The sequence below is a fragment of the Nitrosospira multiformis ATCC 25196 genome (assembly GCF_000196355.1).
Taxonomy (GTDB): Bacteria; Pseudomonadota; Gammaproteobacteria; order Burkholderiales; family Nitrosomonadaceae; genus Nitrosospira; species Nitrosospira multiformis.
On sequence record NC_007614.1, the window covers coordinates 1,040,091 to 1,053,684 of the forward strand.

Here is a 13,594-nt window from a genome sequence, read left to right on the forward strand (position 1 = left end):
ACCTGGCCGGCAGGTTGAGGGTAACGCCCAATATTAACCAGACGCATTAGCCAAACTGCTCTGCGAAGCGGGCAAGAAAGGTATCGAGCGCGCTTTCGGGCAAATTGTTGATCCCGGCCGCCGCCTTGCGTCCTCCCCCTGTTTCAAACTTCATGCAGAGCACGTCGGCACCCTGGGGATTCGCCAACGGCGCCCGCACACTGACCTTATAGCCACCCGCCCGGTCGATCGTAATGACTGCATGCGCGCATGCCGGATTGTCGTTCGCAAGCTTGTTGGCAAAAACACCGCTTACCCGTCTTGCCCATGCCGCATCCGGAAGGAGATAGGCAGCGTGATGCGCGTGCTGGAGCAGGGGGCGCAACGATGCCGTCATCCGGGTATCCTCCAGAAATCCCGCTGCAAGCTCCTTGAAGGCAGCCGATTCGGCGATAAAATCGAATGGATCGGGGTAGGGCGCCATTGCCTCATATAATGCAAGAGGATGAAAATGCAGGTCTTCCAGGGTCTCGCCGTAGCTGTTGTAATTAAGGCATTCCCCCAGGTGTGCGAGCTTCTCTATCTGCGGTTGGACCAGTCCATTCTGTAGCGCAAGTCTACTGGCGCTTTCGCTGATGTTATCCCCAAAGGCTGCGGCAATCCCCCAGGAACGGTATTTTCCTTCCAGATGGCGGTCGACCAGCAGGCTTGTGCATACCCCCGCAGATGTATCGATGTGAGTGCTCAAATGGGGATGGACGGGTATCTCCCCGGCATAGTGATGGTCGAAATACTCGACAGCCACGCCGGTCTCCAGCAGTTGCACGAGGGCAGCACGGTTGCTGTTCAGGGAGATGTCGAGCACTGTCACCCGTTCGCCTGCGTGGGCCTTGACCCGCTCGAGCAGGCGGATATCGCGCTTTAATCCTGTCACTAATTCTGTCCGAACAGGATTGCTCAGCAGAAGCTGATGGACGGCACAAAGACCGTCTGCATCTCCGTTAAAAACGTGATAATTCATATTGAATTTTCAGATACCCCCGCCTTATGCTGCATCAATGAACAGGCCTTCGCGCTGTACCTGTGTGGATTCCATCGTTCGTTATTTTCGATTTGGGTGGCCCGCAGGCCTCGCCTATACTCACATCATCAATAAATTTAATCAACCACCCGCACAATGAGCTCATCATGAAAAAAATCCTCTCAGCCGCTGCATTGTTTTTCCTGGGTTCGCTGGCCCAGGCTGCCATACAGGGGAAGGAAGTCACCTACACCACCAATGGCACCACCCTCAAAGGTTACCTTGTATATGATGACGCAATAACACATAACCACCCTGCGGTGCTGGTGGTGCATGAATGGTGGGGTCTCGACGATTACGCGCGGAAACGCGCAAAGATGCTGGCGGAACTGGGCTACACCGCGTTGGCAGTCGACATGTACGGCGAGGGCAGGCAGGCTCATCATCCGGATGAGGCCTCCAGATATTCGGGAGAGCTGAAGAAGAATCTGCCCTTGGCGAAAAAACGCTTTGAAGCTGCCCTGAGTTTCCTGCAGAAGCAGGAGAATGTCGATCCGAGGAACATCGCGGCGCTGGGTTATTGTTTCGGCGGCAGCGTCGCCTTGGAAATGGCTCGCCAAGGTGAAGATTTGAAAGGTGTGGCCAGCTTTCATGGCGGTCTGGCGACCGAGCACCCGGCTCAAAGGGGCAGGGTGAAGGCGCAGATTATCTCTTTTACCGGCATGGCTGACCCCATGATACCGGCCGAGCAGGTAGCGGCATTCAAGCAGGAAATGGAGAATGCCGGCGTAAACTACAAGGCAGTTACATTTCCGGGCGCCAAGCATAGTTTTACCAATCCCGAGGCCGATGACTACGGGCGCAAATTCAATTTACCGCTCGCTTATGACGCGCAAGCTGACAAGGCTTCTTGGAAGGAGACGGAACGCTTCCTGGCCGAGGTATTCAAGGCAAGATGATGATGCCCCGAAGTATACTGGTTTTTGTAGTCTCGAATGAGCGAGGGTTGGAAACGCCTGCACGACGTGCGGGACTTATGCGGCAATCAGGATATTTGCGTACTCAGGTACAGGCAGAGCAGCGTTGGCGTGTCAGGCGCTGATGAAGGAGTACAAAGGCTTTGATGCAGAACCTGCCCTGCCTCCTTCCGCGCGTCCCAGCGATGAACGCGGGCGCGTTCACCACTTTCTTTTTATTTTTTCACTTTCCCAGTTCAGCTTGGGAGTTTGACGCCAAGGATATCCACATGCTCGATTTGCGGTGGCTCAGCCAGCAAATCGGCTGCATTTGCCATTAGTGCGGCAGCGATCGGGCCGGACAAATGCGCCGATCTTCCAGCCTCGTCCACAAATGCATCAAAAATACCAAAAGTCGATGGGCCGAGCCGCAGGGCAAACCAGATCGGTGTGGTGGTTTCCTGATTTGCCATTGAAAGCCCCTGCTCGAGAAAGCTTTCTACGTCAGCTTCCTTTCCCGGTTTGGCTTGTAACCGCACAAACAGCGCAACTGTTACCATCTTGATTTCCTTTCTCGTGTTGAACAATAAGGCTCAGACTTTAAATATCGGGAGGATTTCTGCCAAGTGGCGATATTGACAATTTTGATATAATTTACGCCATGCATATTCATATTCTTGCGCTCGACCAGGTTTTCGACACCGGATTATCAACGCTCCTGGACACCCTGAGTATCGCGAACGATCTCGCGGTTTCTGCCAACGCAGTGACACGATTTGACCTGACGATCGCGGGGGTGCGCCGGAATATTCGTACCAGTCAGGGATTTTCTGTACCGGTAGTGCCAGCGGCGCGATGCAGCCCGCCGGATGTGGTATTGATTCCGGCGCTTGGGGCAAAAATGCCGGAAACGCTGCGGTTGGCGCTTGAGCGGCCGGATGTGTGCGAGGCGGGCGACCTTTTGCGGCAGTGGTCCAAAGAGGACGTTCTTATCGGCGCCGCCTGCACTGGAACCTTCGTTCTCGCCGATACTTTGCTTCTCAATGACCGGAGCGCTACCACATCATGGTGGCTTAGCCCCTTGTTTCGGGAACGTTATCCCCGCGTGCGCCTGGAGGAATCGCGCATGGTGGTAAGCTCGCCCGGGTTGGTTACTGCGGGTGCTGCACTGGCACATATCGATCTGGCGCTTTGGCTCATACGCCAAAGCAGTCCCACGCTCGCAGAAATGACAGCGCGTTATCTGCTGATAGAACCACGAGCGTCACAGGCAGTTTTTGCAATTCCTGATCACCTTGCACATGCCGATCCACTGGTTCAGCAATTCGAACGCTGGGCTCGCCACAGGCTGGGTGAACGTTTCTCCCTGAGCGAAGCAGCCAGTGCGACAGGCACAAGCGAGAGAACGCTTTCGCGGCGGCTAAAGGCTGTTCTGGGAAAATCCCCGCTTTCTTATTTTCAGGATCTTCGTATTGAGCGCGCTGTATATCTCCTGGGGACGAGCAACGATAATGTAGACGCGATTGCTGCCCAGGTGGGTTATGCGGATGGTACAACCTTGCGCACCCTTCTTCGCCGCAGGGTCGGTCGAACGGTGAGCGAGCTTCGAGCCAGAACCCGGGAGATTTCCAGTTCGTTCAACGACTCTCAAGCACAGGATATCGAGTGACAAAAAGTATCGCGAAAATAAGCTGCGCCACGTTCACAGACTGACTGCCTGCGCCCGTCATTTGTAGTTCATCCGGGCGTATTGAAAATTCCTGCTTCGATTACTTTGGGCTATAAAAGATTTAAATTGCCAAGTTTGCATATATTAGACGCCAGATGGCTTGCTTTCTTCTCGATATCGCTTTATCATCATCTTTATGACTTCTTTTATCTCACCAGCGGCCCGGAAGCCGTTTTCCGCCTCGAACATTCTAGGCGGCAAGCAGATACTCCACACCGATCCACGTTCGGCAGTCGAGTGGATAGAACTCGTGCGCAGAGGCATTCCCGCCCCGGCGATCGACGCAGTCCTGGGGCTCGTTGACCTGCGGCAGGGTGAACTCTCCCGCGCGCTGGATATTCCGGAGCGCACGCTGGTGCGACGAAAAAAGGAAGGAGTGCTCAACTGCGAGGAATCCGGCAAATTGCTGCGCCTGGCGCGGGTTGTTGAACGTGCCGGCGAGGTGTTTGAGGACGGATCCCTGGCGCTGGACTGGATCAAGTCACCCAACGCCAGCCTGGGCGGCGCCACCCCCCTGTCCATGCTGGATACTGATCTTGGCGCCGATTCAGTGATGACTATTCTTGGTCGGATCGAGCACGGTATTTTCACTTGAAGTTGACGGTGTGGCGTATCGTCACACACCGCTTCGCCGCTTCTGCATTTTCCGGCGAGGGTGCGCGGCTGTTCGGCGGCCGCTGGAATCTCAAGGGCGAGCCGGTAGTGTACACGGCGCAGAGCAGGTCACTCGCCTTTCTCGAAATGCTCGTCCAGGACGAGCCGCTGCGCGCCAATTATCTCCTGATCCCCGCGGAAATTCCTGGCGATATCCCCAGACTGGAAATCGATGCCGGACAGCTCCCGGAGAACTGGCGAACTCTCGAGAGCCGTAAAAACCTCGAGGAAATCGGCAGCCGGTGGCTGCGTGATGCCAGATACTGCGTAATGGATGTTCCCAGCGTTGTAATTCCCGCTGAGCGAAACCTGCTGCTCAACCCGGCACACCCCGATTTTCGCAGAATCCGGATAGGTCAACCGGAAAACCTCAAGAGCGATCTGCGGCTACTGCGGAATCTATCCGCAGCAAAGTGAACAAGGGATATTGCTCGCTGCGGGGTCGATGCAGGAATAGCCGGTTCATCCACTTCCAGGAACAACTCTACGTGGTCATCCAGGATCGCGCTCGGGGGAAGAGGAATGGTGTAGGTTGCAGTCGCTGCTTCATGTAGTGTTCCTGACGCTCCTATGGCGATATCGTGCCGAACAGGGTTCCATCCGGCGCGGTGACGCGGATTTCCGCGCGTTTGGGAAGCACGCGCGTACGTACTTCAACCCGGACCTTTTCATTGCCGGAAACCGGGCGCGGAAGCGTGAGTTCGATCACGCCCTGTGGCACCTCGATCTGCGCAAAAGCGCCATTTCCCAGTATGGACGAGAATCCCAGTATGGACGAGAATATCAGAACGGCAATTACCGTGGCGAAGCGTAGCTGCCATCTGCATTTCGCGGCAGTCAATGGGCCTCCACAACAATGGAAAGTACCTCCGCTTTCGGTTCCGTGCCAGGGGCATGTCTTGCCATCGGTACTCCCGGTTTTACCATTCGCTCCGAAACAATCCGGATATTCAACGCCCCGCTGTCTGTAAGCTGCGCGTTCTGCCGCATTGCCTCGATCGTGCCCGATAAAGGCACGGTAAAGGTAACCGGAGCCTGTATGGTGTGATGACCGAACATCGAGAGCGTACCGACGTAGTGAGGACTGGAGGGGTCCGTTCGACTGTTCCCGTCATCCACCATCACGGCAAAATCATGATGGTGCGCCAGCGGCGGCAGCGCCAGGGTGATCTTTGCATACAATCGCGGCGTTTCCGCCTGTGCGCGCAAGCCAAGCAGCGGAGACGGAAGTGTCACGACCGCGCTTGCCGCCTGCTCCCCGCTCACCACGGAACGGGTGATCTGGGCCCGGGTGCTCTCGGAGGGTACCGCTGCGCCCAGCAGTGAGGCGAACATGGGAGGCGCCACCACTTCCTCCCCGGAGCCGGGCTCATAATCGTAATTGAAATCCCCGATAGCCGCGTAGTCCCCGGCGGTTCTTTTCTTCGCCGGCTTTCCCTTTGCATCGACAAAGAAAAGAAACGGTTCCCTCGACCAGGCGTCGAAATCCGCGCCTTCGGGCAAGGCAGGATATCCCCTCGCCAACTGCTTCCGGGTCCATACATCCCAAAGCCGATCGATATTCGCATGGTGCAGAAAAAAAAGCGGGTCGACAGGCGATAGATTGGCCTGCATGAAGCCGCCGTTGTTGGTGGTGTTGCCATTGGGGTCGGTAAAGATGCCGCCGACGCAGTTGTGCACCCTGTTGTGCGGCTGTCCTTCCAGCACGCCAAATCCGGTGAGGGCACTGTGACCAAGGGTCTTTGGGCTGGCAAACGTGAGGAAATCGCGAGGGGCCAGCGCGTCCAGCAATGTTTGCAGGGAGACGGCCTTCGTTGTTTTTCCATCGAGCTCCGGCTTTTCCCGGGTCGTGCCGCGCGCCTGTTTCAGATCGAAAAAAAAGCGGCCTCTCGGATCGTTTAGCATATCGAACCACAGATCCTCGGGGGAGCGGATTCCCCGGGCGAGGAGCTGACCATACTGCGTCTCATCATCGAATTCACCATTCGGCCCGCAAAAACGCTTCCAGTAATCCGCCCTGGCGATTACCCCGCGAAAGCGGTTCTGAAATTCGCGCGAGTTTGCAATATAGGCCGGATGAGCGGGGGTGAGCACATCCTCGAACATGACGGCGGGCACGCGTGCCTGAAAGGGACTGTCGGGGTCCGTATTCTCCGTCCAATCCCAGTAGGGAAGAGCAAACCCTGGGTCGCCGCTGAGCTCACGGCAAATCTGCTCGAACCAGCCGATATAGCCGCGGTGCCAGACCAGAAACCACCAGTTGCCGTGCGGGCAATCCATCGTGTGAGTGAGCGCGATGCGATACCAGTTGCGAGGGTCTTCCGGCGGGAGCTTGAGCATCCTGGCGATAGCCCTCTTGTAGCTTTCGATGGCGCGCTTTGCCCCAGGGTTCAGAACGTTCAAACGCCGATACTTTGCTTTCCCTTGTGCCTGGGCTCCGAAGGGCAGGGCAGAAGCGCCGATGGCGGCGGTGGTCGCCGCCGCAGCTTTCAGGAATGTGCGGCGGGACATGGTGGATGAGAACAATTTTGGCTGCATGGATTAAACCCTGTTTATGGTTATCGATTCTGGATAAAGCTGAACGGATAAAGTCGGATGGATAAAGCTTGACGGGACGGCGGGCATGGGGCACGCAATTTCCCGGAAATGAGAAGTGACGGGAGTTAAAAGAAACTTTCCGAAAGAATCTTTCTTTCAGCCATGCGGTTCAGCCTCCTGCCTCGTCCCGCTCAGGCATTTGGCATGGCCGCAAAGAATCAGGATTAGATAACCAAATGGAAGCCAGGAGTAGCTGTAAAATCTTACAGGTAGCGGTTCGTGTTGGCGGAGTGTAGTTAGGGGAGACGATATTCCGCTCGTGGAATGAAACTCTCCGGGAAGCGGGAGCAGCGGATAGCGGTGCGGGAATCGGAAGTCAGCTCATATCCAATAACAGCTCGTTCTCCTGCCACAATCTTGATCAGCGCAGAAAACTCAAGCCCAGACACGAGCTTAGAGAGTTATCAACAGAGCTATCCACGAGCTATCCACGCCAATCGGGGAAAACTTCATCAGGTGTTAAGTTTCGGGGGAGCAATAGTTAAGATTAATTTATTCCCAGCGGGGGAAGTAAAAAGGAGGATGGAACCGGTTCCAGTTCACATTCAGGGGCCTCATACTGATATATAAGAGATGGGCTGGTAATGCGTGCGTTACCCCTGTTTTGTACCAGCACTTAACTGGAACAAATATGAAAGTTTTTATCGATACAAATATTCTCCTAGACATTTATCATCTATCCGGGCCTGACCTTGAGGAACTCCGAAAACTCAAGAAGATGGTTGAAAAGGGTAAGGTCGAATTGCTTGTGTCCATGCAGGTTATTGACGAGTTCTGGCGAAACCGAGAGCGGGTCATTGCGGACGCTATGCGGAAATTTCGTGAGTCAAAAGCTTCGGCACAAATTCCCAACATCATTCGAATCTATCCTGAGGCCAAGGAACTAAAGGAAGCGGTTGATAAGGTGAACGAAGTCGTCAAACAGCTTGCAGCTAAGGCAAGGGTAGACATTGAAGCCGATACCTTAAAATCCGATGAGGTAATAAGAGAGATATTTTCTGCCATCAAAGTTGGCGCGGTGAGCCCATCCCTTATAGAACAGGCACAATTGCGCTCCAAAGTTGGAAACCCTCCCGGGAAGAAAGACAGCCTTGGAGACGCCATTAATTGGGAGTGGCTCCTCGAACAGGAAATCGAATTCTGGGACGATGAGCTTATTATTATCAGCGCCGATGGGGACTACGAGTCAGAATTGTCCAAAGGAAAGCCTAAAGAGTATTTGCTGAGGGAATGGAACGAAAAGAATACGAGCTGTGAACTCAAACTGGAGAAGTCGCTCGCGGATTTCTTTAAAGCCAAATTCCCTGACATTCAACTGGCGGAGGAAATCGATAAGATTGAAGCCATAGAACGGCTTGAGGAATCCGGCTCTTTCGCTGCCACGCATAGAGCAGTTTCGACGCTTGATGATTACGATGATTTCAAAGATTCAGAAGTCAAGCGCATCATCAAAGCTTATTTAGACAACAATCAGATTCGAAGGATTCTTGAAGATGAAGATGTCAGAGAGTTTGCTTTGAAGGTGGTCGGATTAGCCAAGTCAGAAGAAACAATTGGTCTTTCAAAGTCGTTGAAGGAGCTTCTTGAGCCGCTTTAAGATGAAAATCAACTTTCACCTTCAGCCTAATTGTGCGCTGCATGTAGAAGCTAGCTTCCTGCCGGTATTGTTCCCCATTTTTCTAATGTTCCGGTCGATTGTGCGAGCGTCGAACCGTGCTTAATCTCGCATTTCCAGGTGGACTTCAATATCACCCGAGTACAGGACTTAGAGCCGCCGAATGCTGCTCCCTTTCACGGTATTAGGGGACTTTCAAGAAAGCAGTTTCAATTGGCGGAGAGAGAGACCGCCAACCTACCGTTTCATGGTGTCTCAGAAATTCCTATAAGACTTGGTTTTACTTATCTTTTTTTAAATACTTGCCTTGACGTGTTCCAGGTTGTCCCATAGTATCCCAGTCTCATATGTAGGTAGAAATGGGGGTAGAAATGAGACGCCAAACGTGTAGGTTATCAGCAAAGGAAGTGTCTAACAAGAAGAAGCCAGGTTACTACTGCGATGGTGCGGGGCTCTATCTGCAGATAAGTGACTCGGGCAGCAAGTCGTGGATATTCCGCTATACCTTGAACGGCAAGAACCGGCACATGGGTTTAGGGCCAGTTCATACTGTCTCCCTGGCTGATGCACGCACTGCCGCCGTTCAATGCCGGCAATTGCTGCTTCGCAAAATGGATCCTATTACAGCACGTGATGCTGAGCACGCACAGCAGTCACTTGAAGCTGCAAGGTCAATGACTTTTTCCGAGTGTGCTGCTCTCTATATTAAAGCCCATCGCTCCAGCTGGAAGAACACAAAACATGCCGATCAGTGGACAAATACCATCAAGACTTATTGCGGACCTGTCATAGGCCCGTTATCCGTCCAGGATGTCGATACGAAGCTGATTATGAAGGTGCTAGACCCGATCTGGGAACAGAAACCGGAGACAGCCAGCCGATTACGCGGGCGTATAGAATCTGTACTTGATTGGGCTACAGTCAGAGGTTATCGAGAAGGAGATAATCCCGCCCGATGGCGAGGGTATCTTAGTCATGCGCTACCCTCGCTTAAAAAGAAACTCAGGGTAAAACATCATCCGGCCTTACAGTTCAGCCAGATGGCTGAATTTATGGGATTGCTTCGAGCAGAGGAAGGCATTGCTGCAAGAGCACTGGAATTCCTAATTCTCACAGCCGCACGAACTAGTGAGGTTATCGGTGCAAGATGGGAAGAGTTGGATCTAAAGGCTTCGATCTGGACTATTCCAGGTACGCGCATGAAAGCGGATGACCCGCATCGAGTACCGCTTTCGGGAAGAGCTTTGGAAATTATCTTGAACTTGGAGAAGATAAAGCAAAGCGACTATGTATTTCCAGGGCAGAAGATCGAAAAGCCGCTAAGCAATAACGCCATGCTTAAGGTACTCGAACGCATGGGAAGGAATGATATAACCGTACATGGTTTTCGCTCATCATTTCGAGACTGGGCTTCGGAATGCACAAATTTTCCAAGAGACGTATGTGAGATGGCGCTTGCCCATACGATAAGCAATAAAGCAGAAGCAGCTTATCGTCGAGGAGACTTGTTCGAGAAGCGGAGGGTATTGATGGAAGAGTGGGCGGGATATTGCTACGATGGCTCAGCAATTATGTCAAGGTAATAACTATAGGGAATGCTTCTGTTCGAATCATCTGCAAGAAGTACTTGCCAGTTTAGGCTTCTATAAAAAGTCAGAGTCAGTTGTTGAATCTAATGGAGGGAACTTAAAATCCCTCGGGCTTAACCGCCCGTGCCGGTTCGATACGGCTGCGGGACTAATATCCAAGAGCATAGATGTGTTCTAATCTTTCCGTCTATAATTATTTACTGTCAGGTTGACAACCCAGCCCAAAGCTGAAGTTGTTCTATTAGCATATTGCTAAACATCATACCGCTGGCAGCTGGTCGGCTGTTCCTCGTCGACAACAACATCCCACCCATCTCCTCAAGCAGAGCCCACCTTTCCGTGCAGTGACTGTTTTTGAAAAGATTGCAGCGTGTTCAAGGATCTGTCTTTATCAAAACTGTCTACCACAGCTGTTAGATTCACATATCATGGTGCAGAGGGAAGATAGGGCATCCTGCTTTTATTGACACCAGCCAAGCTCATTTGCATGAGAGCATCAATCTCCCGATTTCTCATTCCTGGATGTTAACGAGTAATTTGAGCTGCGGATCGATTCTCCCGATGCGCGTCGATGAACAGTTTGATGCATAACGCGCGTGTTCACACCCGGCACGCTCACCCTGCATTTTATGCCTGCAGGTAGTTTGGAATCATCATTGGCAATTTCCATTCGTACCCCAAAAGTACCGCTCGCTGTATCCATGACTTTATCTACGATTTTCACTCTGGCTTTATAAGACCCCCCCACAGGCGCCTCCGGAAATACTTCCAATAGTTGCCCTGGTTTGACCTTTCCATAAGCCTCGAGCGGGAGAAGTGTTTCTACATGTAAAACTGTAATATCCGCTATTTTCAAAATAATTTTCCGATTATCACTCCTTGCGTCTGTCAACTCTCCAGGGTGCATCATCCGGTCGACGACAATTCCATTGAATGGACTTCTTACGGTCCGTAGACGTAGCTGTTCACTGGCACGCCGGTACTCGAGCTGAGCCACGCGTTTATTATCCAGAGCCTCCTTTAGCTCTGCTTCAGCCAGTCGTTTCTCTGTCTCTGCTTCATCACGATCCTGTGTAGATACAAACTTCTGTGCAAGTAATTGTTCACGGCGATGATGCTTCAAGGTCGCATATTCGGATCGACTCTGGCTGGCCTGTATAGCACCTTCCATAGTTGAACGGTATTTGGCAAGCTCGGTAGTCGCTTTTTCCAAGCCTGAATCCAGCGTTACAAGTATCTGACCAGTATTGACGGCGTCACCGCGATCCACCCAGATTTTTTCGATAATTCCGGTCGTGCTCGGTCGGATCTCTACTATCTGGCGCGCCTCGATCAGGCAGTCAAACTCCCCTGCCCACCCAAATGCCGCCCCCCAAGAGGATACGCAGGCAAACGTAACTTGTGCCCAAAAGCGCCTCACATTAATAGTCAACGTTTGATTCCTTCCAATCGAGATATATCATCACTCTCCACGTCCCGCAAAAGCCAGCATCTTCGCTAGTCGTTGATCTTCCAGCACAGTCTGGCGACGTATTCTCGAGTAATACCGTTCTGATGATCGTTGTGCCGATCCCCGCAGCAGTTTTGCTTTCATGCCGGTTATTACATTACTGAAACTTGAATTGCTCATAACCCTACGAGCCATCTCTCCCGAAAATAGAACAAATAGCTCGTCTTCCAAGGAGACAATGGATTCGTAACTTCCCTTATCCCCCTGGCGTCCAGCACGTCCATAAAGTTGTCGGTCGATGCGGGGCGATTCGTGGAACTCAGACAAAATTACGTGCAATCCTCCTCTATCCGATACGCCAGATTCCAATTTAATATCAGTACCGCGCCCCGCCATATTCGTCGCGACTGTGACACGACCAACGCGGCCGGCCTGCTCAACGACAGTTGCCTCGTCTTCATCCTGGCGAGCATTAATCACGCTATGTTCGATTCCTTCTGTCTTGAGCAGGCTACTCAAATGCTCCGAAGCAGCTACCGAACGCGTTCCAATCAGAACGGGACGACCTTCATCGCGAACACGCCGTATACTTTTCAGTACCGCATCCCAACGGGATGCGGTATCGAGAAAGATTCTCGTTCCCAAATTCTTTCGCTGTACCGCACGATTAGTTGGAATTCGCAGCACGTCCAGCCCGAATATGGCACTTAACTCGCCCACCACCTCGGCTGCGGTGCCAGTCATACCGCCAAGCCGCAGATATCGTCTAAAAAACCGCTGATATGTTATGCGAGAAATGGTTTTACGACGATCGGTAAGCGCACATCCTTCCTTTACTTCAATCATCTGGTGCAATCCGCTTTCCCAAGTCCGATCCGACATGACTCTTCCGGTATATTCATCTACAATCTGCACCTTCTCATCCTTTACGATGTAGTGCTTGTCGCGCATGTACAGCAACTGGGCTGCCAGGGCCTGCTCGATCAACTCGAAGCGGGCGCGTGCAACTTGCCAAACGCCAGGAAGGTTGCCACAGATGTTCGTAATGTGATCACGACCGGCAGGAGTCAACTGGATCAACTTATCAGCAGCAAAAATCCGAAAATGCAGTCCATCTCGAAGTTGTCGGCAAAAATCCAATGCTCTCCGGTAGTCATCGACTCCTTGCTTGTCAGACACACTGCTGGAAATGATGAGCGGGGTTCGCGCCTCGTCAATGAGCACGCTGTCTGCTTCATCGACAATCCCAAAAAATAACCCACGTAAGTAAGCTCTGGAATTCTCGTCACCCCTGAACAGGCGAGCTACAGCGCGGCGGGCATCCGAGACATCGCGATTAGAGTCAATCCGGTCACGCAGATAATCGAATACTAGATCTTTGTTGACGCAATAGGTGACATCACAACCATAGGCATTCCGTCGTGTTTCCGGATCCTGATCTGGAACCACCATTCCCACGTCAAGGCCAAAAAACTCATACACCGGTCGCATAAATCTGGCATCACGCCGGACAAGATATTCATTTACCGTAATTACATGAACTGGTAAACCTGACAGGGCCACCGCTATCGCGGGAAGTACCGCGGTGAGTGATTTACCCTCTCCGGTTTGCATCTCCGCCAGCTTCCCGGCCAATATTACCCGGCCACCGATCAGCTGCACCGGAAAATGCCGCAATCCCAGTTTACGGCCGCAAACTTCCCTTACCAATGAAAAAACTTCAATCGTCAGATCTTCCGTTAACCCTTGGCGGGCAAGCTTCACCCTAAGATCGTCCACGCACGCAGCGAGCTCTGCTTCAGATAAAGCGGAGAGAGCGTTGCTTCGATGCACAACCTTGTCCGCAAAGCTCCTCAAGCGTTTAAGTCGAAGATGGGATGCCCATAACCGCGCTTGCCCAAGCGATGAGCCTAAAAAGCGATCCAGAGCATTATCATTCGTATCCAGCCGCTCCGGATAAGGTGCTGGGGCAAGGCTGTTTATTCTCCAGGCAGCAAGCAAGG

Annotated in this window: 12 protein-coding genes; 6 read left to right on the forward strand and 6 right to left on the reverse strand. The window is 52.6% G+C overall.

Annotation, left to right across the window (positions count from 1 at the left end):
• Positions 1–46: 46 nt before the first annotated feature.
• Positions 47–1,000, reverse strand: a complete 954-nt coding sequence (locus tag NMUL_RS04820; protein WP_011380261.1) for an acetyltransferase — start codon at positions 998–1,000, stop codon at positions 47–49.
• Positions 1,001–1,167: 167 nt separating this feature from the next.
• On the opposite strand from NMUL_RS04820, the gene NMUL_RS04825 reads away from it, so the two are divergent.
• Positions 1,168–1,959, forward strand: coding sequence for a dienelactone hydrolase family protein (locus tag NMUL_RS04825; protein WP_011380262.1), 792 nt, complete (start codon positions 1,168–1,170; stop codon positions 1,957–1,959).
• A 254-nt stretch (positions 1,960–2,213) separates the two neighbouring features.
• Here the strand turns inward: NMUL_RS04825 and NMUL_RS04830 are convergent, their stop codons facing one another.
• Positions 2,214–2,516, reverse strand: a complete 303-nt coding sequence (locus tag NMUL_RS04830) for a putative quinol monooxygenase (RefSeq protein ID WP_011380263.1) — start codon at positions 2,514–2,516, stop codon at positions 2,214–2,216.
• A 101-nt stretch (positions 2,517–2,617) separates the two neighbouring features.
• Between NMUL_RS04830 and NMUL_RS04835 the strand changes: the two genes are divergently transcribed.
• The 3 genes from NMUL_RS04835 (at position 2,618) to NMUL_RS04845 (ending at position 4,756) form a co-directional block, all read left to right on the forward strand.
• On the forward strand, positions 2,618–3,625 hold the full coding sequence (locus NMUL_RS04835) for a GlxA family transcriptional regulator (protein WP_011380264.1): 1,008 nt from the start codon (positions 2,618–2,620) through the stop codon (positions 3,623–3,625).
• A 196-nt stretch (positions 3,626–3,821) separates the two neighbouring features.
• Positions 3,822–4,280 (forward strand): type II RES/Xre toxin-antitoxin system antitoxin, encoded by a 459-nt coding sequence (parS, locus tag NMUL_RS04840; RefSeq protein ID WP_011380265.1) that lies wholly within the window; start codon positions 3,822–3,824, stop codon positions 4,278–4,280.
• Positions 4,277–4,756, forward strand: a complete 480-nt coding sequence (locus tag NMUL_RS04845; protein WP_202944838.1) for an RES family NAD+ phosphorylase — start codon at positions 4,277–4,279, stop codon at positions 4,754–4,756. The genes parS and NMUL_RS04845 overlap by 4 nt, the downstream gene beginning before the upstream one ends.
• Before the next feature lie 151 nt (positions 4,757–4,907).
• On the opposite strand, the gene NMUL_RS04850 is transcribed toward NMUL_RS04845, so the two are convergent.
• Together NMUL_RS04850 and NMUL_RS04855 are read right to left on the reverse strand one after the other, a co-directional pair.
• Positions 4,908–5,180 (reverse strand): hypothetical protein, encoded by a 273-nt coding sequence (locus NMUL_RS04850; protein ID WP_041352390.1) that lies wholly within the window; start codon positions 5,178–5,180, stop codon positions 4,908–4,910.
• Entirely contained in the window at positions 5,177–6,877 is a 1,701-nt protein-coding gene (locus NMUL_RS04855; RefSeq protein WP_011380268.1) for a tyrosinase family protein, read from the reverse strand. Before NMUL_RS04855 ends, NMUL_RS04850 begins: the two co-directional genes overlap by 4 nt.
• 691 nt (positions 6,878–7,568) lie before the next feature.
• Between NMUL_RS04855 and NMUL_RS04860 the strand changes: the two genes are divergently transcribed.
• Both NMUL_RS04860 and NMUL_RS04865 read left to right on the forward strand, forming a co-directional pair.
• Positions 7,569–8,534, forward strand: a complete 966-nt coding sequence (locus NMUL_RS04860; protein ID WP_011380269.1) for a PIN domain-containing protein — start codon at positions 7,569–7,571, stop codon at positions 8,532–8,534.
• Between the two features lie 389 nt (positions 8,535–8,923).
• Positions 8,924–10,135 carry a tyrosine-type recombinase/integrase gene (locus tag NMUL_RS04865; protein WP_011380270.1) on the forward strand — a complete coding sequence of 404 codons (1,212 nt, stop codon included), beginning with the start codon at positions 8,924–8,926 and terminating at the stop codon, positions 10,133–10,135.
• Between the two features lie 502 nt (positions 10,136–10,637).
• Here the strand turns inward: NMUL_RS04865 and NMUL_RS04870 are convergent.
• Together NMUL_RS04870 and NMUL_RS04875 are read right to left on the reverse strand one after the other, a co-directional pair.
• Positions 10,638–11,573, reverse strand: coding sequence for an efflux RND transporter periplasmic adaptor subunit (locus NMUL_RS04870; protein ID WP_011380271.1), 936 nt, complete (start codon positions 11,571–11,573; stop codon positions 10,638–10,640).
• A 30-nt stretch (positions 11,574–11,603) separates the two neighbouring features.
• Positions 11,604–13,592, reverse strand: coding sequence for a preprotein translocase subunit SecA (locus NMUL_RS04875; protein WP_238529868.1), 1,989 nt, complete (start codon positions 13,590–13,592; stop codon positions 11,604–11,606).
• Between the last annotated feature and the right edge of the window lie 2 nt (positions 13,593–13,594).

Coding starts and splice junctions, on each gene's coding strand:
- NMUL_RS04835 (WP_011380264.1), top strand. CDS start 2,618: ATGCATATTCATATTCTTGCGCTCGACCAGGTTTTCGACACCGGATTA.
- NMUL_RS04830 (WP_011380263.1), bottom strand. CDS start 2,516: ATGGTAACAGTTGCGCTGTTTGTGCGGTTACAAGCCAAACCGGGAAAG.
- NMUL_RS04855 (WP_011380268.1), bottom strand. CDS start 6,877: ATGCAGCCAAAATTGTTCTCATCCACCATGTCCCGCCGCACATTCCTG.
- NMUL_RS04865 (WP_011380270.1), top strand. CDS start 8,924: ATGAGACGCCAAACGTGTAGGTTATCAGCAAAGGAAGTGTCTAACAAG.
- NMUL_RS04825 (WP_011380262.1), top strand. CDS start 1,168: ATGAAAAAAATCCTCTCAGCCGCTGCATTGTTTTTCCTGGGTTCGCTG.
- NMUL_RS04820 (WP_011380261.1), bottom strand. CDS start 1,000: ATGAATTATCACGTTTTTAACGGAGATGCAGACGGTCTTTGTGCCGTC.
- parS (WP_011380265.1), top strand. CDS start 3,822: ATGACTTCTTTTATCTCACCAGCGGCCCGGAAGCCGTTTTCCGCCTCG.
- NMUL_RS04860 (WP_011380269.1), top strand. CDS start 7,569: ATGAAAGTTTTTATCGATACAAATATTCTCCTAGACATTTATCATCTA.